Genomic DNA, 21,207 nt, shown 5'->3' with positions numbered 1-21,207 from the left:
CGCATTTTCTGAACCATCAGATACCGGCGATCTGATTGAAAAATGCTCAAAGGACGTCCACGTGAGCAAATATCTGATTTTGATTGATTTCATCAACGATCTGACCAGTCATGACCCGATGGCTGGCGAGCTGGCCCGCCGTAACGTGGTGGCCAATGCGGCCAGCGTTATGGAAAAGGCGCGCAAGGCCGGTGTCCCGGTCGGGCATGTGCGGGTCGCATTCAGCGCCCCCGACCTGCCCGAGGCGCCCGAGCGTTCGCCGCTCTTCGCCAACTTCAAGGGCTCGGGCGCGCTCCAGTTGGGTACGCCGGGTGTTGACTTTGTGCCCGCGCTGACGCCGGCCGAGGGCGAGGCCGTAATCCTCAAGCACCAGATCAGCCCGTTCTGGAATACGATCCTCGATGACGAACTCGCAAAGCACGGGGTGACCGAGCTTTACGTGACTGGCCTGTCGACCACGCTGGCGGTCAGCTCGACCGTGCGCGAGGCACATGATCGCGGCCTTTCGGTCAAGGTCATCGCGGATGCCTGCTCGGCCGGGTCGCTCGAGGCGCACGAAGCCGAACTCCAGGCCTTCGGCGGTCTTTGCGAGATCACCGAGGCGGCGAAGGTCAGCTTCGCGGACTGAGGTCGCTGGCCCGTAAGGGCCGGGTTGGTAACAAGAGAAGGGGGCGTGGCTTCAACCGTGGCCGCGCCCCTTTTCGTGTCGAAGCGCTGGCCAGGGGGGGGGGCGATATCCGCAACACGAACAAGATCTTGGCGGCTGACCACTTTCAGATACGACCTTGCCCCGATGTTCCATCCGCAATGCGGATGCTTTTGTGCGCTAGAATTGTTCGGCAGGCGATAGCCGATCACCCTAGGTCCCAGACAAGAAATATCGACCCAAGGGGGGCAAAGCGCATGATCGGTAAGCTACTTCAGACCTGTTCACTCGCAACCATGGCAGCAGCAGCCGGCCTCGCATCGAGCGCACAGGCACAGGAACGTCCCGCCGGCGCCTCGACCGGGGGGGACATCGTGGTGACCGCGCGTCGCCGCGAGGAGACGCTTCAGGACATTCCGGTCGCCATCAATGTCGTTTCGCAAGACACGATCGAGCGCAAGGGCGTGCGCGACATGTCGAGCGTGGCGGCGATGACTCCCGGGCTTCAGTTCGATACCGGCGCTTCGCCCGCGGACATTCGCCCCAGTCTTCGCGGCGTAGCCCTGATCGAGGGGCGCTCCAACGTCGCCATGATTGTCGATGGCATCGACACCACGGGCGTCTCGCTCAACACGACCGTAGGCGGCGGCGGCAACCAGAACGCAACCGCGCTCATGGATATCGCCCGCATCGAGGTGGTGAAGGGCCCGCAGACAGTCTACTTCGGGCGCAGCGCCTTTGCAGGCGCGATCAGCTTCGTGAGCAAGGATCCCGAATTCACGCCGGGCGGCACGTTCAACTTCGGCCTCGGCGCGTATGGCCAGCAGGACGCGACTGCGCACGTGACTGGCCCCGTCATCGGCGATGTCGTCGCGGCCAAGCTTTCGGCGACTTACAGCAACTTTTCCGGTTTCTACAAGAACCCGGGCAACGGGCAGGGGCTCGACGCGAGCCGCAATTACGGCGTGGGCGGCACCGTGCTGATCGAGAGCGGCGCCTTTACCGGCAAGATCCGGGGCAGTTATCTCAACAGCAACGCCGGGCCCGGCGCGGGCTACGTGATCCAGCGTGAGGATACCTCGCTCTACGGGGTGAACACGATCACCGAGGAGACCTTTGATCCCGACGAGGTCAACATGTCCTCGGACCACCGTTACGCTGGCAACAACTCCGAGACCTACCGCGGCGTCCTCGACCTGGAGTATGACTTCGGCAACGGCTTTGTGCTCAATTCGCTCTCGGGCTACAACCGCACCAAGGGGCGGCTGGAGTTCGACTTCGACAAGGAGCCGCAGAACGTGCCGCAGGGCGTGGATCTGGGCGGCGGCCTGGTCAATTGCCTCTCGATGGTCTGCGTGGGCATCTTCGACTTCGACAACGACCTGCAGCAGATCAGTTCGGACCTGCGTCTGAGCTATGATGGCGGGCCGATCCGCGCGATGGTGGGGGGCTATGTCTTCGACGAAAACTACAAGGAAGTCGACTATTCGCGCTTCCTGGGCGCGCGTCCCTTCATCACCAGCACCCGGGCGGACATTCCCGGGCGGGTCAACCGCCTGAACACCAACACCTATTCGGGTTTCGGCTCGGTCGAGTTCGACCTGGCCCGCGCGCTGACGGTAACGGGCGAACTGCGCTACAACCACGAGGTCATTTCGGCTGCCGCGACGACGGGGGTCAATCTCCTCTTCCTGACCGGCGCAAATGAGATCGACTTTCGCGGCAAGACCAGCTTCGATGCCTGGCTGCCACGTGTGAGCGCAGCGTGGAAGGTCTCGCCCGACCTCAACATCTACGCGAGCGCGGCCAAGGGCTCCAAGCCGGGTGGCTTCAACACCGGCCAGGTGCGCGATGATCTGCGCCCCTTCGGCCAGGAATCGATCTGGACCTACGAGCTGGGCGTGAAGGGAAGCCTCCTGAACGGAGACCTCAACTTCGAGGCCGACGTCTACTATTCCGACTGGTTGGACCTGCAGGTGACAACGGTATGCTACGGCTCGCTCAGCGCACAGGGCCCCGAGCCGGAATGCCCCAATTCCTCGGCGGTGACGCTCAACTATATCATCAACGCAAAGAAGGCCGAGGTGAAGGGGGCGGAAGTGGGCGTGAACGCCACCCCGTTCCACTGGCTGACCCTGAGCGGCAGTTACGCCTACACCGATTCCAAGTTCAAGGACTTCGCCGCGCGCGACGTGTTCCCCTCGCCCGCAGGCGTGGATCGCCAGTTCGGCGGCAACCGCGTGCCGCTGGTCCCGCGCCATTCGGCAACCGGCATGGTGCACATCGAGGCGCCGATCACCGACGAGCTCGACGGCTTCATCGAGGGCACCGGCAACTATCGCAGCTCGCGCTTTGCCCGTTTCGACAACCGCGTGAAGCTGGACGAGAAGTTCACCGCCGATGCGCAGATCGGCCTCAAGGGCGGCAGCTGGACCGCGCTCGTCTTCGTGAACAACATCTTCAACAATCTGACGCCCGACTTCAGCCGCTTCTGGGGCTCGTTCAACCCGTCCACCTCGAACGGCGAATACATCACCGCACCCGCGCGCCGGACCGGCGGTGTCCGCTTCATCAAGAACTTCTGAGGTTCACCCTTTCCGGCCCGGGACAATGTCCCTTCCTAGGCCGGAAAGGGATGCGCGAAGGGGCGCAGCGCGATGTGGCGCTGCGCCCCTTTTTCGTGCCCTTGAGCAGGCTCAGGGATGGACGAGTTCAAGCCCGCCCGAGACCGGCAGGGCCTGGCCGTGTATACCTGCGGCCGCGTCCGAGACAAGGAAGGCGACGAAACGTCCGACCTCGTCGGGCGTGCCGACGCGGCCGATCGGGGTCTTGCCCTCGATCATCGCGCGGAACTGGCGCGCGCCTTCTTCGCCGAGCGAATCTGTCACGCTGTCGCTCCAGATGAGGCCGGGCTGGATGGCGTTGACCCGCACCTTGCGCGGGGCGGCGATGGCCTGGTCGTAGCTCTGGCTGAGACCGATTATCGCGGCCTTCGAGGCGCCATAGGCCGATCCGCCGAATCCGGCGCGCATCCCTGCGACACTCGCCACGTTGACGACCGAGCCTTGTCCTGCCTCCAGCAGCGGGAGCAGGACGTCCATGCCCCTGCGAGATCCGCCGTAGTTGAGCTGGACAAGGAAGCGCGGCACATCCTCGTTAAGATCCTCGATCGGCAGGTTCTTGGCCTCGCCCGCGTTGTTGACGAGGCCGTTGAGCGCGCCATGGCGTTCGCGGATCGTCGCGGCGGCCGCTTCCCAGGCGCTCGTATCGGTGACGTCGAGGCGAATAAAGGCCCCGTCGCCCCCGGCTTCGCGCACGAGGGCGAGCGTTTCCTCGGCGAGGTCGGGCTTGCGTCCGCCCACGAAGACGAAGCCGCCCTGGCGGCCGATCTCGATGGCGCTGGCCCGCCCGATGCCCGACGTGGCCCCGGTGACAAGGACCGCCTTTCCGGCAAGCGAGGTGGAAGGCGCCGTGCCGGAAGCGGGTTCCAGCCTGATGTCGGCGCCCGCGATGAAGCTGGCGCGCGTGTCGGCCAGCATCTGCAGTGCCGCCACGATCTGCTCGGGCGTAGTGCCGGGCGCGAGGGTGAGCCGGTTCGAACGCAGATGCACGTCCCGCTTCGAGGCATCGAGCATGGCCGACCAGGTGGCGTAGCGGATACCATTGGCCGCAGCCTCGGTGTCGATGGCGCCGGTGCCCTCTGCTTGGCGCAGGAGCGTGATGAGGGCCGGTTCGCCCGGCGCGCAGATGCGGTTTGCGAACTTGGCGGTGAGCCAGGCGGAGAGGATTTCGTCCTCGACGCCGTCCGGCCCCTCGCCCCCTCGCGGGCAGTGGACGATCACGTCGAAGCCGTGCCCTTGCGCCTCGGCCTTGGCGGCAAAGTCGTCCCAGGCAGCCTGGTCGGGCAGGCCCGCATCCAGAGTGGTAAGGTCGTGACCGGAAAGGGCGGCTGCGGCCAGCGCGCCTTCGGGGCTGGCCGCGTTGACGATGAGGGCGCGGCTCACAGGCTGATTGCTCCGCCGAAGTTCACATAGGCGAGCGTTGGCTCCTGGGCTTCCAGCGCGTTGATTGGCTCTTCGGGCGGATAGAAGAAGTAGGCCCGTCCCGGCACGGCCGGAGACCCGTCGACGCCGATGGCGCCCGAGGTCGCAAAGATCTCCAAGTAGTGGGGAAGCGCGCCGGGGGCTGATTTCCAGCCCGCAGGAAGGCGCACGAAGGCGCTGCCTTCGCCGGTTTCGGGATCGACGCTGAGAAGGCGCGCCTCCACGTCCGCGCCGAGGAACCGGCTGGAGGCAAACCCGTCCAGTGCGGCGTCCTTCTCCAGCGCGACGGGCGCGCGCGGGGGAAGGGCACCTTCGGCAAGGTAGAGGTCGTCCTGCTCGGGCTCGGGCACAAAATTGAAGTCGAGCTGGCGCCCGACGCGCGAGAGAAAGGTCGATTCCTCGGGCACGGTACTGGCAAAGCCATGCACGGTGCGCGGGGGATGGAACAGGTAGGCGCCCGCCTCGACCCAATTGCGCCCATCGAAGCTAAAGCGGCCCGAGACGCCCAGCAACTCCTCGTAGGTGTGGTGGTAGTGTGCGGTGTCCGGCGCGGTGTAGCCATCGGCCGGGACCATGCGCTGGAGGGCCGTGCGCGCGCCGGTTTCCTCGTCGCGGCTGAGCAGGCGCGAATAGAGCCCGGGCGGGCCGAGCGGTTCCCAGGCAAGTTCGTCCACCCTAAGATCGACTACGCGTGGCCTCATGGCAAAATCTCCGATCAGCTTGATTTTCCGCCATGCTCCCAGAACTTCGAAAGGCGCACTAGCGGTGCTTGGTGGGGCTCCGCATGGCGGATGAGGTGGCCGGGAGGGTTTGGCAGCCGGCCATGATGCGCGCAGTCTCGCGGGCCCATTCCGGTTGTGCAAGGACAGACCCGTGAGCACAGAAGACATTCCTGACCTCACCTACGACATCTCGCAGTGCGTCCACCGCAAAGACCTGCCTCCCGAGACGCTGGCGCCCTGGGGCGGGGCGGCACTCCCGGGCCGTGTCCTGCGCCGCCTTGCCGACGGCACTTTGCGCAGCGCGCTGGCAAGCCCGGCGAAGGGCTGGCAGGCGACGAGCGCCCGGGCAGACGGAGCGCTGACGCAGCTTTTCGTGCTGGAGGGACAGGTGCGGATCGGCGAAACCACACTGGGGCCTTTCGGCTTCGCCGCGCTTCCCGGCGATCGTCCGCTGGAGATCGAAGTGCTCACAGAAAGTGAATGGATCGTCATCGTCGATGCGCCGGTGGCAGGGGCCTCGCCCGAGCCGGTCCTGCACGCCGATTGCCACAGCATTGAACCGTTCGTGCCGGTGATCGAGGGGCGCTTATTGGAAGGCTTCGAGCGCCGCGTCCTCTGGCTCGATGCGCGCAGCGGAGCGGACACGCGCCTGCTCAAGGTGCCGCCGCGTTTTGGCGGCGTGGGCGGAGGCAACTGGCATCCGGTGGAAGAGGAAATTTTTTGCATTGAGGGCGATATCCAGCCCGACGATACCCGGCCCATGCGCGCCGGTTCGTTTCTGTGGAACCCCGCGCGCTCGATTCACGGCTTCAACGAGCGCACCGAGGGGGGCTGCCTACTCCTGGAGTGGCACGACGGCCCCTGGGATCTGCACCTGGCCACGCCGCGCGAGAACTGAGCGGGTGCAAACGAAAACGCCCCGGCGTGAAGGCCGGGGCGTTTTCGTGTTCGGACATAATCCGCAACTATGGGCTAAGGCTTAGTCCTTCGCCCACTTGCGTTCGAATTCCCAGACCTTGTCGAAGCCGATCAGCTCGCAGAACTCCTTGAAGTCGAAGAGCTCGGGGCCTTCGAGGCTGGTGCCGGTCTCCTTGAGACGCTGCAACGAGACTTCCACGGCGCGCGCGGCGACCAGCGAGGTCATCGCCGGGAAGATGGCGATCTTGAAGCCGAGCTCTTCCAACTCGCTGACCGGACGGATCGGGGTCAGGCCGCCATCAGCCATGTTGGCGAGCATCGGCTTGTCGATGTTCTGGCAGATCCGGCGCATGTCGTCGGTGTTGGTGAGCGCCTCGGGGAAGAGGATGTCCGCACCCGCCTCGGCGAAGGCACCCATGCGGTCTTCCACAGCGTTGTAGCCGCCGCTCTGCATCACGTCGGTGCGCGCGATGATGAGGAACTTCTCGTCCTTGCGCGCGTCGCAGGCAACCTTGATCTTCTCGACCATGTCCTCGACCGGAATCACGCGCTTGAAGGGCGTGTGCCCGCACTTCTTGGGGAATTCCTGGTCTTCGATCTGCATTGCGGCCACGCCCGCCTTCTCATAGGCAAGGACGGTGTGGTGCACATTGAGGAGGCCACCAAAGCCGGTATCGGCATCGGCAATGACCGGGGTCTTGGCGCTTTCGACCAGCTTTTCCATGCGGTCGACCATCTGCGTCACCGAGGCAATGCCCGCATCAGGGAGGCCCAGGCCGCTGGCAGTCAGCCAGTAGCCGCTGCCGTAGACGGCATCGAAGCCGACCTTGCGCGCGATGACCGCGGTGATCATGTCCTGAATGCCGGGGGCCGTGACGAACTGGCCGGACTTGACCATGTCGTAGAGGCGGGTGTCCTGCATCGTGTCTTCCTTTATCTTCGCTCTGCCCGGACACGACGCAAGGGCACGGCGCGAGGGCAGGAAACAGGGGCGTGGCTTTGCACTTCGGCTGCGGTTTCGGGGCAGGCGCCACAACCGGGATAGGGCAGTCTATCCGTATTGCGGATGAGACGGGATGCGCGCGATGGTCAAGGGCGTCCGTGCGCGTCACGCTCCGGACATGACCCAGAAGCCCGTTCCTGTTTCGCGTGTTGTCCCCAATGATGGCAAGCACGCGCCCGAAGTACAGCCTGACGCCATGCCCGATGCCGGGGCCTGGGCCCTCATTGCCGGGCTGCTCATGGTGATGACCGTGTGCCACGGCATCATCACGTCGGGCCTGCCCGCGCTCGACAGCGCGATCCTGGCAGACCTTGGGATCAGCCGGGGTGCGCTCAAGCTGCGCGAAACGATCTTCCTGCTTTCGGCGGGGGTGTCGGGGCTGGCGATCGGATTTCTAACGACGCGTGTGCGGCCCTCGCGGATCGTGCTCGCGGGTCTGGTGCTTCTGGCCCTTACGTTGACCGCCTATGGCCATGCGCGCAGCATCGGGCAGATATATGCGCTTTATGGACTGCTGGGGCTGTCCTTCGCCTCCTCGCACGTGGTGATCGTGGTGCTGATGGTGCGCGCGCGGTTCTCGGGGCTGCGCACGCTCGCGACCTCGGTTGCGCTTTCGGGCACGAGCATCGGCGCGGCGATCTTCCCCTCGCTCGCCGTCTTCGCGCTGGAGCAGGCGGACTGGCGCAGCGTCCTGCGCGTGGCGGCCATCATCCCGCTGGCGCTGTTGCCCGTGGCCGCGGTACTGGTGCGCTCTCCCATGCCGGACACGCGCGGGTCGGGTCAGGGTCGGTCGGCGGTTTCGGGGCCGCTTCTGGGCGCGTTCGCGCAAGTGCCGCACCATCGGCTGGCGCTGGCGCTGCTGCTCGCGGCGACGTTCGGGACGTTCTTTGCCTCGACCGCCTTCCTGCTGAACCTCTTCCTCTACCTTCAGGATATCGGTTTGGGTGCGCGCATGGCCGCTCTGGGCATGACGCTGGTGTTCCTGACCGGACTGTTCGGTAAGGTGCTGGTGGGCGCGGCGGCCGAGCGTTGGGGCACCAACCGGGTGTGGAATTCGCAGCAGATGCTGCTGCTTACCGGCGCCCTGCTGCTCAGCCTTGGCGGGCCGGTGGTCGCGTTTGCGGGGCTTGTTCTTTTGGGGGCTGGCTGGGCGGGCTGCTATGTCCTCACCCAAGTGGTCATCGCCAATTCCTTCGCCGGGCCACGGCTGGGGCAGATGACAGGGGCCTTCATCGTCTTTGAATCGATCGCCTCGGGCTCGGGCGTTTTCGTGGCGGGGCGGCTGTTCGATCTGTTCGGCAGCTACCGCCCCGGCTTCCTTATCTGCGCCGGCCTCATTGCCGGCGCGGCGCTGGCGGCCTTTCTATTCCGCCGCCTCGTGGAAGGCGGGCATGCCGTCGCCCATGGCGAAGAGGCCATCGGCGATCCGGGCTGAGACCCCGAGCATCGGTTCCAGGTAGCGTTCGATGGCCTGGCTGAGCGGCATTGAATTGGCGAAATAGACGAAGGCCAGCGCGCCCAGCAGATCGCCGTGACCATCGAAGATCGGCACGGCAATCGACGAGGTCTTGCCCGGCGTTGCCGAATAGGGCGTGCGCGCGACTGCCGCGTAGCCGCATTCGCGGATGCGGACCTGCGCCTTGCCGCTCTGGAAGTCGCGCAGGATCATGGTGTCGAGTGGCTCGTGGATGCGCTGCGACTGGGAGAGCAGGTCGGCCTGTTCGGCCTCGTCCGAGAACGAGAAGAAGACTTGCCCGGACGCCGAAGCCAGCAACGGCACCTGCCAGCCGGGATAGTAGTTGTTGAAGGTGAGCGTGGTTTGGGTGCTTGTGGAATCGCGCACCACCATCTTGCTTCCCACCCGGGTCACGACGCTCAGCGGCCAGTGGTAGTCGCGCGTAAAGCCCCGGATCAAGGGGCGCGCCACGTTCACCAGGCGATCATGGTTCTGGAAACCGCACGAGAGCGTCTGGATGAGGGCGGTCGGGCGGTAGCGCTTGCGCGTGGGTTCGCGCTCGATCAGGCCTTCCTCGATCAAGGTGTTCACGATGCGATAGGCGGTCGGATAAGGAATGCCCGCTGCGCTCGAGATCTCGGTCAGGCCGAGCGAACCGTAGCGGTTGATGGCCTGGATCACATTGATCGAGCGCGAGAGCGACTGGATCACGTCCTTGCCCCGGAAGGGCTCGGTTCCGGCGGGGGACGCGACGGGCGAAGCGACGAATTCAGGCACGGGCATCTCGCGGTTGCTGCATTGATCTGGATCAAAAAAGTTTGCCGAAAGCGACTTTGAGTCAAGCAGATCCACCGCTTGGCGAAAGAAAATGTTCATGGTGTGAACATTGGGGCGTGTGGCTGGTGGGCTGCTGCCTGTCCCATGCCGCGATACGGATGGTGCAATGGCCTGACGTTTTACCCGCCTGCGCCGGGTGCAAGACCTTGGTTCCCGGCACCAATGCGGAAAGCCGGGAGAACGCACAATGGAGTACGAGGCAATCATGAATAGATGCGAAGTCCTGGTCGTGGGCGCGGGCCCTGTCGGCGCGACCTGCGCAGCGCGCCTTGCGGCAATGGGCATCTCGGTCACCCTGATCGAACAGGAATCCGATTGCGCCCATGACCTTCGGGCTTCGACGATCCACGCCTCCACGCTCGAAATGCTCGACGAGATAGACGCCGCCGAGCCGCTGATCGGGATGGGCCTGAAGGCGCCGATCTACCAGATGCGCGACCGCCGCAGCGGCGAGGCCCTGCGCTTCGACCTGACCGAACTTTCCGATCTCACGCGCTTCCCGTTCCGCCTTCAGTGCGAGCAGCACTACCTGGCCAGGCACCTGGCCACCAAGGTGCAGGAAGCGGACGGCATGGACGTCCACTTCGGCTGCTGCCTGCTCGATGCGCGCGAGGATGGTGAGGGCATTGTCGCCACGGTCGAACAGAACGGTGTCCAGCGCGAGATCGCGGCCAAGTTCCTTGTTGGCGCGGACGGTTCGCGTTCGGTCGTGCGCAAGGTCATCGGGGCGGAATTCGACGGCTTTACCTACGAGGAGAAGTTCGTCTCGATGTCGACCCGGCTCGAGATCGAAAAGAGCATTCCCGACCTCGACTACGTGAACTACATCAGCGATCCCGACGAATGGCTGGTCCTGCTCAAGGTGCCGGGCATCTGGCGCGTGCTGGTGCCCGGCGACGGCGATGTCAGCGACGAGGACCTCATCAGCGACGCCAACGCCGACCAGGTCTTCAACCGCATAGTCGGGCACGGCAATGTCGAGACCACGCACCGCACGATCTACCGCGTGCACCAGCGGGTGGCCAAGAAGTTCGTCGAGGGCCGCATGGCGATCATCGGCGATGCGGCGCACCTCAACAACCCGCTCGGCGGCTTTGGTATGAACAGCGGTATTCACGATGGCTGGAACCTGGCCGAGAAGCTCTGGATGATCCTGCGCAAGGGCGCGGATTTTGAAGCGCTTGCCAAGTTCGAGCGCCAGCGCCAGGCTGTCACGCGCTCGTTCATCCAGGCCCAGACCATCGAAAACATGGAGAACATGGGCGAGACCGACCAGACCGCGCTCGCCGCCAAGCGCGAGAAGATGCGTGCGGTCCAGGCCGATCCGGAGGCGCGCCGCGCCTATCTGCTACGCCAGGCCATGTTCTCCAGCTTGCAACAGGAAAGGGAAATCGCATGACCACCCAGATCCCCGATCCGGCGCTGTGCAAGGCGCCGGCCCCGCTTCACCGCGTGCGCGGCAACGCGCTCGAATGGGAGATGCTGGGCACCCACGGCCTCAAGCGCCGCAAGCTGGGTGAGGACCCTGAGACCGGGCACGTCACCAACCTTGTCTACATCCCCGAAGGCTGGCGTGGCGGGGGCGTCGCGCATTTCCACGACGCCTTCGAGGAAGTCTACATGCTCGAGGGTTCGGTGACGCTCGATGGCAACCACTACTTCCGCAAGGGCGTCTACTTCTATCGCCCGGGCCACATCGTGCACGGCCACGATGAACGCTCCGAGGAAGGCGCGCTGGCTCTCGTGCGCAGCGATGGGCTGCTCTCGCTCCAGCTGATCCACGAGCCCGAGCAGCCGATCGAGTATCCCCTGCCTGAGGCCGATGATGGGCGTGGTCACGTCTTTGAACTTGCCATCGCCGATATTTCGCCTCGGCCCGACCCGGCGCTGCCCGAGGTGTGGACAATCAAGGCCTTCAGCGCCGATCCACGCAGCGGCGCGCGCACGTTCGAGGCGCTCGTGCCAGCCGGTTGGCAGGGCGAGGCGGCGGCTTTGGGGTGCAGTTGGGAAGCCTATGTCCTGGACGGCACGCTGGAAGGCGCGGGCAAGAGCTGGGTGGCAGGCGACTATACCGTGGGCGCGTCCGACACCCCGCTGCTGGGCGCCACCGCCAGTCCCGAGGGCGCGCGTATCCTCGTCTGGACCTTCGGAGCGGCTTCGTGAAGGCCGCCCGGCTCCACGCTCCGGGGGACATCCGCGTCGAGGACGTCATCCGGCCGGAGCCGGGCCCGGGACAGGTTCTCGTCCAGGTCATGGCCTATGCGCCCTACGGCACGGACGTGGGGACCTACCTCAACCGGGGCGGGCGCTACGTGAAGAGTTACCCGGTCGGCATCGGCGCGGACTTCTCGGGCATCGTCGCGCAACTGGGTGCGGGCGTGGAGGGGCTGGCCCTTGGCGACCGGGTCAGCGCGCTCGCGCTCGACCACTGCGGAATCTGCACGAATTGCGCGCGGGGACGGCACAACCTGTGCCTTGACCCTGCGTTTTGCACGCCCGCACGCCAGACCTGCTGCGAGGAGTACACGCTGGTCTCCGCGCGCAAATTGGCTGTGCTGCCCGATGCGGTCAGCTTCGAGGATGCCGCCATGCTGGCCGGCCCCGTCGATGCGCTCAATGCCTTTCGCCGCATGCGGCTTGCAGCGGGGGACAGGGTCGGCATCCTCGGCGTGGGCGCAATGGGGCTGGGCGCGGTCGCGATGGCCCGTGCGCTCGACCTCGATGTCGTGGCCATCGGCGGCAGCGGGCGCCGGTCCGAACTGGCCGGCGAACTGGGCGCGGGCCACCTGTTCCCGATCGGCGCGCACGGCGAAGCGGTTGCCGGCCGCGTGCTGGAGACCTTCCCCGAAGGCCTCGATGCGGTGATGGAGACCACCGCATCGGTCTGGGGCGTGGAGCAGGCCTTCGCGGTCGCCGCGCCCGGCGCGCGTGTCGCGCTGACGGGCGGGGGGGCGCTTCCCGTGACCAACTGGCAGATCGTCGAGCGCGAGCTGGAGATCCTGGGCGTGCGGGCGGGCGCGGGACAGGCGCAAGTCCTCGAATTCATCGCCAGTGGGCAACTCTCCCTCCGCCCTACGATCACTCGGCGCTTCGTGCTGGATGACGTGGCCGAGGCATTTAGTCTGCTGGCCGGACCTCAAGCCCGCGATGTCGGGCGTGTCATTATCGAGATCGGAGAGACCGCGTGACAACCGCAAGTGCCCCGCGCACCTTGTATCGCAAGCTCTGGGACAGCCACGTCATCGAAGTCGTGCCCGGAGCCGAAGGAGAGGGTGAGGAAAGCCGCGCGGCTCTCATCCACGTCGACCGCCACCTGCTGCACGAATGCAGCACGCACCAGTCCTTCGAGGCGCTGCGCAGCAACGGACGCTCGGTCCACCGCCGGGAAACGCACCTTGCCGTGCCCGACCACGCCGTCTCGACCGCGCTCGATCGGCTCAGCATCGCGCAGGACGATGGCGCGGCGGGCGCGCAGGTTGCGCGTCTGGCCTCCAACGTCGCCGAGTTCGACATTCCCTATGTGCCGCTCGGCGACGCGCGCCAGGGCATCGTCCACGTCATGGGCCCCGAACTGGGTTTCACGCTGCCCGGCATCACGCTGGCCTGCGGCGACAGCCACACCTCGACCCACGGCGCCTTCGGCGCGCTCGCCTTCGGCATCGGGGCGAGCGACTGCGAGACCGTGCTCGCCACCAACGCCATTGTGCAGAGCCGCGCGAAAACCGTGAAGGTCGAACTGTCCGGCACGCTGGGTGACCATGTCACCTCCAAGGACGTCGCGCTGGCGCTCATCGGGCGCTACGGCGCAGGCTTCGCCACCGGCTGCGCCGTCGAATTCACCGGCGAGGCTGTACGCGCCATGTCGATGGCCGCGCGCATGACCTTGTGCAACATGGCGATCGAGGCGGGCGCGCGCATCGGCCTCGTCGCCCCGGATGAAACCACCATCGACTATCTGCGCGGCCGTCCGCTGGCCCCGCAGGGCGCGATGTTCGAGCAGGCAGCCGACTACTGGCGCACTCTCGCCAGCGATCCGGGCGCGGAATACGATCGCACGGTTTCGCTCGATCTCGACGCGCTTGCGCCGCAGATTACCTGGGGCACCAACCCGCAGGACTCCGCGCCCGTTGACGGCACCGTGCCGGGCGCGCCCGAAGACGCCGAGGCCGCACGCCAGCATGCCAAGGCGCTCGCCTATATGGGCATTGAGGCGGGCATGCCGGTCACCGACATCGCCATTGACGTCGTCTTTATCGGCAGCTGCACCAACGGCCGCATCGAGGATCTGCGCGCCGCCGCTGCCGTCGCCAAGGGCCGCAAGGTTGCCGCTGGCGTACGTGCGCTGGTGGTGCCCGGCTCTATGGCTGTGCGCGCGCAGGCCGAAGAGGAAGGCCTCGACACGATCTTTACCGAGGCCGGGTTCGACTGGCGCATGGCGGGCTGCTCGATGTGCGTGGCGATGAACGAGGACCGCCTCGCCGAAGGCGAGCGCAGCGCATCCACCTCCAACCGCAATTTCGAGGGCCGTCAGGGCCGCGGAGGGCGCACCCACCTGATGAGCCCCGCGATGGCCGCCGCTGCGGCCGTGACCGGCCATATCGCCGATGTCCGCATGCTCGAGGAGATCCCGGCATGAAGCCTTTTGAAAGCTTGACCAGCCCGGTTCTGCTTCTGCGCGAGAACCGCATCGACACCGACATCATCTACCCTGCGCGCTTCTTGCTCATCATGCAGCGCGAGGGGCTGGGGCAGTACTTCTGCGCCGACCGCCGCGTCGATCCCGAAGGCAACGCGATTGCCAATCCGATCGACGAGGCCAAGGAACGCGGCGCGGGCATTCTCATCGCAGGTCGCGAATTCGGCTGTGGATCGAGCCGCGAACAGGCGGTCTGGACGATCAAGGACTTTGGGATCACCTGTGTGATCGCGGAAAGCTTTGGCGAGATATTCCAGGCCAACTGCCTGCGCAACGGGGTCCTGCCCATCGTCTTCGATCCCGCGACGGTCGAGGAACTGGCCACGCTCGGCAAGGATGGCGAACTGAGCGTCGATCTGGTCGCGCGCACCGTTACCGCGGGCGAGAAGGTCATCGACTTTGAGATCTCGGACAACGCGCGCGAGCGTCTGCTCAAGGGCTGGGACGAAACCGGCATGATCCAGAGCCGCTGGGGCGCTGCCATCTCGACCTTCGAGGACGGGCAGCGCGCCGCGCAACCCTGGCTTTACGAGCCGCTCGCCATCTGAGGCGAAGGGCTGGCACAGACCGTATCAGGAAGGGCGGCGAAGCATGGGTTTCGCCGCCCTTTTCTGTGTCCGCGAAAAATGCAACTTAAGTTAGTTGCGCATGGTCGAACGAAAATCATAAAAAGGCATACGTAAATTTCGCGTCTTGCGCGGAGTCGGGCATGGTGAAGCTCTTGGTTCGGCGTCGAACCGGCGTTACCACGTGGTATCGGACGGCCTCGCGCCGGGTATCTCGGACAAGTGCCGGGGCCCGTGCAAGTCGAACGGAAACAAACCCTTTGCAAGAAGGGAACCCGAAGCGCGCGCAGGCCTTGTTCCCGGCACAGGGGCAAGAGCCGAAGCAAGACGCGGCAATTGGGCGGAGACGATGATGAGTGAAGGCAAGACCACCTCGAAGGCCAAGTCGGCCAAGGCGACCAGATCATCGCGTGGCAGCGAAGATCTGGCGCAGATCCTGGCCGAGCAGATCCGCGCTGGGCTCCTTCCCGGTGACGGCGCGGAGGATGAGCCCTGGATCGATGACGCTGCGGCGTTCCTGCTCGATGCGGCGAAGACGCGCGAGGATGGCGAGAGCGTGGTCGAGGTGGCCTCGGCGGGCGAGGAGCGCCCGCTTTTGCGTGTGGCGCTCATCAATGAAGACATGCCCTTCCTGGTCGACTCGACTGCGGCCGCGCTTGCCGCGCTGGGCCTCGTGATTGACCGCCTGGTGCACCCCATCGTCAATGTCGCGCGCGAGGCAGATGGTAGGCTCTCGCGCTTCGGCCCCGATGGCCATGACGAGGCCTTTACGCGCGAATCGATGATCTACATCGAGATGGCGCGCGTCGATGCCCGCCAGCGCGGCGAACTCAAGCGTACCCTGGAAGCGATGCTGACCGACGTGCGCAGCGCGGTCGCGGACTGGCCACGCATGGTCGATGCCCTCCACGAGGACGCCTCCACCATCATGGACCGTGAAGGTGCCGCCCTGCTGGAGTGGTTCGCCTCGGGCATGCTCACGATCCTGGGGCACGTCACGCGCGGACGCGATCAAAGTCATTCGAAGCGCCTGGGCATCTGCCGCCGCGGGGTGAAGACGCTTCTCTCCGATGCCAGCTACGAGCGCGCTTTCGCGACCTTCGATGCCCAGCTTGCCGAGGGCAAGCTGGCAGCGCCGATGGTGATCAAGGCCAACCGCGTGTCGAGCGTGCACCGACGCGTCCCGCTCGACCTGTTTCTCGTGCCCGTGGTCGAGGAAGGCAAGGTCACCGCGCTTTCGGTCCATGCGGGCACTTGGACCAGCGAGGCGCTGGCCTCGCCGCCTGACCGCGTACCGCGCCTGCGTGGCGTGCTCGCGCGCATCGCTTCGAACATGAACTGCGATCCGCGCAGCCATACCGGCAAGGCGCTGGCGCATGCGCTGACCAGCCTGCCGCATGACCTCGTGCTCGGTCTGGAAGATGCCGACGTGGAACGACTGGCGGGCACGATGACGGGCCTTGTCGACCGGCCCCGGCCCCGCCTGCTGCTTGCGACCGCGCCGCTCATGCGCCACCTCTTCGCTTTCATCTGGTTGCCGCGCGACCTGGTATCGACCAAGATGCGCCACCGTATTCAGGCGCTGGTCGAGGAAGCGGCCAACGCGCCCGCGCTCGACTGGACTCTGGTGGTCGAATCGGGAAGTCTGGCCATGCTGCGCTACACCTTCGACATTCGCGAAGGTGTGCAGGAGCCCGACGAGGCCCAGCTCGACTATCGCCTCCAGGTGCTGCTGCGCGGCTGGACCGAGGCGGTTGCCGCCGTCCTTGCCCAGCAGCTTGAACCGGCGCGCGCGAATGCCATCGCGGGCCGCTATGCGGAAGCCTTCCCGCTTGGCTACCGCAGCGAGTACGGCCCGGCCGAAGCCGCCATCGATGTCGCGCATATGCGCAAGATCGTGGTCGGTGACGCGGGCGAGGCTGCGCGGGCCACGGGCCAGCGCGACGCACGTCTTTATGCGCATGAACAGGACGAAGAGGGCAACCTGCGCCTGAAGATTTACCAGGCCGCGGGGCAGCTGCCGCTCTCCGATGCGGTCCCCGCGCTTGAGAACTTCGGCTTCCGCGTCCTGGCCGAAGTGCCGACCGTGCTCGATCAGGGCCGCATCGGCACGATCCACGACTTCACGCTCGAACTTCCCGCAGGCACCGACCCCAATGCGGTCCTGGGCCTTGCTCCCATGATCGAGGACACCTTGTGTGCGGTCCTGAACGGCGAGGGCGAGAACGACGCGTTCAACCGGCTGGTGCCGGGACTTGGCCTCTCCAAGCGTGAGGCCAACTGGCTGCGCGCCTTCTACCGCTACTTGCGCCAGGGCGGCATGCACTTCGGTATCGCGACCGTGGTCGAGGCGCTGCTCGGCGCGCCCAAGGTGACACTCGGTATCGTCGACCTCTTCCGCGCGCTGCACCAGCCTGACTTCAAGGGCGACCGCAAGGCCGCGCAGGCTAGCGCCGAAGACGCCATCCGCGAAGGCCTGGCCGGGGTCGGCGCCATCAACGATGACCGTCTGCTGCGCGCCTACCGCGACCTCGTGCTGGCCATGCTGCGCACCAACGCCTTTGCACCCCATGCCCAAGTGGCGCTCGCTTTCAAGTTCGATTCCGCGGGCGTTCCCGGCCTCCCCAAGCCGCTGCCCTGGCGCGAGATCTTCGTCTATTCACGCCGGGTCGAGGGCATCCATTTGCGTGCCGGGCCCATCGCACGCGGCGGTCTGCGCTGGTCTGACCGGCGCGACGACTTTCGCACCGAAATCCTGGGCCTGATGAAGGCGCAGCGCGTCAAGAACGCGGTGATCGTGCCGACCGGCGCCAAAGGGGGGTTCTATCCCAAGCAGCTGCCCGATCCGTCGCGCGACCGTGCGGGCTGGGCGGCCGAAGGGCAGGCCAGCTACGAGATATTCATCGCAACGCTGCTTTCGATCACCGACAACATCGTCGAGGGCAAGGTCGTCCACCCGGAATGCGTCGAGATCCGCGATGGCGAGGACCCCTACTTCGTCGTCGCGGCGGACAAGGGCACGGCCAAGTTCTCCGACGTGGCCAACGGCATCGCGGAATCAAAGGACTTCTGGCTCGACGATGCTTTCGCGAGCGGCGGCTCGAACGGTTACGACCACAAGGCCATGGGCATTACCGCGCGCGGTGCCTGGGTCTCGGTGCAGCGCCACTTCCTCGAAATGGGAATCGACGTGCAGACCGATCCGGTCCGTGTCGTAGGCTGCGGTGACATGTCGGGCGACGTGTTCGGCAACGGCATGCTGCTTTCCAAGGCGATCAAGCTGGTGGCGGCCTTCGACCACCGCCATATCTTCATCGACCCCGAGCCCGACCCGCAGACCGGCTGGGATGAGCGCAAGCGCCTGTTCGAACTCACCCATTCGAGCTGGGATGACTACGACAAGTCGCTCATCTCCAAGGGCGGCGGGGTTTTCCCGCGCTCGATGAAGTCGATCCCGCTCAGCCCGGAAATCCGCAAGGCGCTGGGCGTTGAGGTCGAGGCGCTTGATCCGGATTCGCTGATTTCCACGATCCTGTGGGCGAAGGTCGACCTGCTCTGGTTCGGCGGCATCGGCACGTACGTGAAGGCCTCGAGCGAAAACAACGCAACTGTCGGCGATCCCGCCAACGACGCGCTGCGCGTCAGCGCCAACGAGGTGGGCGCGCGGGTCATCGGCGAGGGCGCGAACCTGGGCGTCACGCAGGCCGGGCGCATCGAGTTCGCACTCAAGGGCGATGAGGGACGCGGTGGGCGCATCAACACCGATTTCATCGACAATTCGGCGGGCGTCGACTGCTCGGACAACGAAGTCAACATCAAGATCGCGCTGGCCGCTGCGCGCCGCGCGGGCAAGCTCACCGAAAAGGCGCGCGTGGCGCTCTTGCGCGACATGACCGACGAGGTTGCCGAGATCGTGCTCGAGGACAACCGTCTCCAGGCGCTTGCCCTGTCCATCGCCGGGCGCGGCGGAGCGGACACGGTCCACTCGCATATCCGCCTCATCGAAATGATGGAAGAAGGTGGCAACCTCGACCGTGTGACCGAAGGGCTGGCCGAGAACGAGACGCTGGTGCGGCGCGGGCAGGACGGACGCGGCCTGGTCCGTCCCGAACTTGCCGTTCTCCTGTCCAGCAGCAAGCTGGTCCTGCAGGACGCCATCGAGAATAGCTCGCTGCCCGATGGCGAGACCTTGGCCCCGATGCTGGTGGAGGCTTTCCCCGAGCCGATGCAGGCCAAGTACAAGCCTTTCATCCGCGAACATCGCCTTGCGCGCGAGATCATCGCGACCAAACTTGCCAACCGCATCGTCAATCGCCTTGGCCTCGTCCATCCCTTCGAAGTGGCCGAGGAAGAGGGGGCAACTCTGGGGCAAATGGCCGCGGCCTTCGTTCTGGCCGAGGACATGTTCGATCTGGGCGATCTGTGGAGCCAGCTGGAAAGCGCAGAGATGCCCGAGGAGGCGCGCCTTGCCCTCTTTGACCGGACGGCCGGCGCGATGCGTTCGCACATGGCCGATCTCCTGCGCGCCGGGGCAGGACGCGTGGCGCCGGGTGAACTGAAGGACCGCCTCAAGGGCGGCATGAAAGTCCTCAAGGCCAACGTCTACGACCTTCTGGGCGAACACGCACAGGGGCAGTCGAAGCGCATTTTCGAGAGCCTGCGTGGGCTTGGCGCACCCGAGGAGCAGGCCCGCGCTGTGACGCGCCTGTTCGACCTCGACGGCGCGGTCGGAATCTCCGACCTTGCAGCCGAGACGAAGATTCCGGCGCGCGAACTGGTAGAGGCCTTCACTTCGCTGGGCGCAGGCCTGGGGCTCGACTGGGCGCAGGCCAGTGCGGCTCTGATGACGCCGACCGATCCCTGGGAGCGCCTGCTGGTGGCGGGGCTTGCCCGCGACTTCCAGCAGATGCGGCTTGACTTCCTGAAGGCGCTGGTGCGCACCAAGGCAGGCAAGGCCGATCTCGACGGCGCCACTGCACAGTGGACGCACGACAATGCGGCTGCGATCTCCGCCTTCCGCACGGTTGTGCGGCGGGCCGAGGAAGCGGGCGCACACACGCCCGCGATGCTCGCACAGATCGCGGTGCAGGCGCGCAACCTGCTGAAGCGCTGAACGCCGCTGGCGCGTGGTGGGTCAGTCTGCGGACTGGTCTGCCGCGCGCGGGTGGACGAAGCGCTTGGCGATGGTGCGCGCCAACCAGGGCCCGAGCAGCAGGATCGCGGCCATGCGCGCGGTCTGGAGGGTCATCACAAAGCCCACGTCAACGGGCGAGGACGCCGCGACAATGGCGATCGAATCCATGCCGCCTGGGCTCGTCGCGAGGTAGGCGGTGGCGATGCTGACGTTCGCGATATGAGATAGGCCAAGGCCCAGCAGAAAACAGGTGCCCATCATCGCGGCAATCGCCACAAGCACGGCGGGAAAGACTGTCCGGGCGCGCTGGATTGTCTCGATCGTGAAGCGCGAACCGATGCCCCAGCCCACCACCATGTACGCCACGGCCAGGAGCGCGCGCGGGACCGCGAAGCTTTCGACAACACCGCTGGCATGGAGAATGGTGCCCAGGACCAGCGGGCCCAGGATGTTGGGGGCGGGCAGGCGCACGAGACGCCCAAGGAACAGGCCCGCAGCTGCCGTAGCGAGCGTCGCCAGCATGGGGATTGGCGCGACCGGCCAGAACCAGGGCTGCAAGGCGGTGGTGACCGCGTGCGCGGAGCTTTCCTCGCCCAGCGTCATCGCCAGCGCCGAGGCGCCCAGCGTCACCATGACCACGCGCACGTAGGTCATGAAGGCGACCATGCGAAAATCCTCCCCGCTGTCGCGGGCCATCAGCACCATGGCGGTCGCAAGGCCCGGGGCCGAACCCCAGATTGCGACGGCGCCCGGGAGAATGCGAAAGGCCGCGAGCAGGATGCCCGTGCCGAAGGCGACGAAGAGCGTGGCAAGCGCGCCGCCGATGAAGATCGGCCAGTCGGCGGCAAAGCGCGCGACGACCTCGGGCCCCATCGAGGAGGCGATGAGACAGCCGACGATGGACTGGGCCACTGCGAAGAGGCCCGAGTTTGCCTTCATCTCGTAGTCGCGCAAGGCAAAGGCGATGGCCGCGAACATGGGGCCAAGCATGAGGCTGGCCGGGATGTGAAGCAGGTTTCCGCCCGCGCCCAGCACCACCGAAAGGGCGATGAGAGCAAGCCAGTGCTGCGGGTGCGAAGGAAAAAGGGTCACGCGGGTTCCGGCGCTGCAGTGCAGGAGAGGGCTGATCTCATCGCTCTGCGCGCAGGCGCGGGTAAATGCAATCTTTCGCATTTGCGGCAATCCG

15 protein-coding genes are annotated in these 21,207 nt (G+C 65.9%); 10 read left to right on the top strand and 5 right to left on the bottom strand.

Going from position 1 to position 21,207, the window contains the following annotated elements:
- Positions 1-61: 61 nt before the first annotated feature.
- The gene (locus FMM79_RS18185) at positions 62-628 is read left to right on the top strand and encodes a cysteine hydrolase family protein (protein WP_148628855.1); all 567 of its coding nucleotides are present in this window, start codon (positions 62-64) and stop codon (positions 626-628) included.
- Between the two features lie 275 nt (positions 629-903).
- On the top strand, positions 904-3,231 hold the full coding sequence (locus tag FMM79_RS18180) for a TonB-dependent receptor (RefSeq protein ID WP_162528545.1): 2,328 nt from the start codon (positions 904-906) through the stop codon (positions 3,229-3,231).
- A gap of 111 nt (positions 3,232-3,342) precedes the next feature.
- Here FMM79_RS18180 and FMM79_RS18175 read toward each other — a convergent pair whose 3' ends face one another.
- Both FMM79_RS18175 and FMM79_RS18170 read right to left on the bottom strand, forming a co-directional pair.
- Entirely contained in the window at positions 3,343-4,650 is a 1,308-nt protein-coding gene (locus tag FMM79_RS18175) for an SDR family NAD(P)-dependent oxidoreductase (RefSeq protein WP_148628853.1), read from the bottom strand.
- Positions 4,647-5,390, bottom strand: coding sequence for a cupin domain-containing protein (locus tag FMM79_RS18170; RefSeq protein WP_148628852.1), 744 nt, complete (start codon positions 5,388-5,390; stop codon positions 4,647-4,649). The genes FMM79_RS18175 and FMM79_RS18170 overlap by 4 nt, the downstream gene beginning before the upstream one ends.
- A 172-nt stretch (positions 5,391-5,562) precedes the next feature.
- On the opposite strand from FMM79_RS18170, the gene FMM79_RS18165 reads away from it, so the two are divergent.
- Positions 5,563-6,309: a cupin domain-containing protein gene (locus tag FMM79_RS18165; protein ID WP_148628851.1), complete on the top strand. Its 747-nt coding sequence runs from the start codon at positions 5,563-5,565 to the stop codon at positions 6,307-6,309.
- Between the two features lie 81 nt (positions 6,310-6,390).
- On the opposite strand, the gene FMM79_RS18160 is transcribed toward FMM79_RS18165, so the two are convergent.
- On the bottom strand, positions 6,391-7,251 hold the full coding sequence (locus tag FMM79_RS18160) for an oxaloacetate decarboxylase (protein ID WP_148628850.1): 861 nt from the start codon (positions 7,249-7,251) through the stop codon (positions 6,391-6,393).
- Between the two features lie 163 nt (positions 7,252-7,414).
- On the opposite strand from FMM79_RS18160, the gene FMM79_RS18155 reads away from it, so the two are divergent.
- Positions 7,415-8,767, top strand: coding sequence for an MFS transporter (locus FMM79_RS18155; RefSeq protein ID WP_162528544.1), 1,353 nt, complete (start codon positions 7,415-7,417; stop codon positions 8,765-8,767).
- On the opposite strand, the gene FMM79_RS18150 is transcribed toward FMM79_RS18155, so the two are convergent.
- On the bottom strand, positions 8,696-9,571 hold the full coding sequence (locus tag FMM79_RS18150; RefSeq protein WP_205466726.1) for a helix-turn-helix domain-containing protein: 876 nt from the start codon (positions 9,569-9,571) through the stop codon (positions 8,696-8,698). The two genes, FMM79_RS18155 and FMM79_RS18150, sit on opposite strands and share 72 nt — an antisense overlap.
- Positions 9,572-9,830: 259 nt before the next feature.
- On the opposite strand from FMM79_RS18150, the gene FMM79_RS18145 reads away from it, so the two are divergent.
- From FMM79_RS18145 to FMM79_RS18120, 6 genes are all read left to right on the top strand, one after another.
- Positions 9,831-11,024: an NAD(P)/FAD-dependent oxidoreductase gene (locus FMM79_RS18145; RefSeq protein ID WP_240339300.1), complete on the top strand. Its 1,194-nt coding sequence runs from the start codon at positions 9,831-9,833 to the stop codon at positions 11,022-11,024.
- Entirely contained in the window at positions 11,021-11,788 is a 768-nt protein-coding gene (locus tag FMM79_RS18140) for a cupin domain-containing protein (RefSeq protein WP_148628846.1), read from the top strand. Before FMM79_RS18145 ends, FMM79_RS18140 begins: the two co-directional genes overlap by 4 nt.
- Positions 11,785-12,813: a zinc-binding dehydrogenase gene (locus FMM79_RS18135; protein ID WP_148628845.1), complete on the top strand. Its 1,029-nt coding sequence runs from the start codon at positions 11,785-11,787 to the stop codon at positions 12,811-12,813. The genes FMM79_RS18140 and FMM79_RS18135 overlap by 4 nt, the downstream gene beginning before the upstream one ends.
- Positions 12,810-14,261 carry a 3-isopropylmalate dehydratase large subunit gene (gene leuC, locus FMM79_RS18130; protein ID WP_148628844.1) on the top strand — a complete coding sequence of 484 codons (1,452 nt, stop codon included), beginning with the start codon at positions 12,810-12,812 and terminating at the stop codon, positions 14,259-14,261. The genes FMM79_RS18135 and leuC overlap by 4 nt, the downstream gene beginning before the upstream one ends.
- Positions 14,258-14,869, top strand: a complete 612-nt coding sequence (gene leuD / locus FMM79_RS18125; RefSeq protein WP_148628843.1) for a 3-isopropylmalate dehydratase small subunit — start codon at positions 14,258-14,260, stop codon at positions 14,867-14,869. The genes leuC and leuD overlap by 4 nt, the downstream gene beginning before the upstream one ends.
- A 370-nt stretch (positions 14,870-15,239) precedes the next feature.
- Positions 15,240-20,000, top strand: coding sequence for an NAD-glutamate dehydrogenase domain-containing protein (locus FMM79_RS18120; protein WP_148629001.1), 4,761 nt, complete (start codon positions 15,240-15,242; stop codon positions 19,998-20,000).
- A 21-nt stretch (positions 20,001-20,021) separates the two neighbouring features.
- Here the strand turns inward: FMM79_RS18120 and FMM79_RS18115 are convergent, their stop codons facing one another.
- Entirely contained in the window at positions 20,022-21,194 is a 1,173-nt protein-coding gene (locus FMM79_RS18115; RefSeq protein ID WP_148628842.1) for an AbrB family transcriptional regulator, read from the bottom strand.
- Positions 21,195-21,207 lie beyond the last annotated feature (13 nt).

Origin of the sequence: Novosphingobium sp. BW1, assembly GCF_008107685.1 — a bacterium.
Lineage (GTDB): Bacteria > Pseudomonadota > Alphaproteobacteria > Sphingomonadales > Sphingomonadaceae > Novosphingobium.
This window is presented reverse-complemented; position numbering and strand designations above follow the sequence as displayed.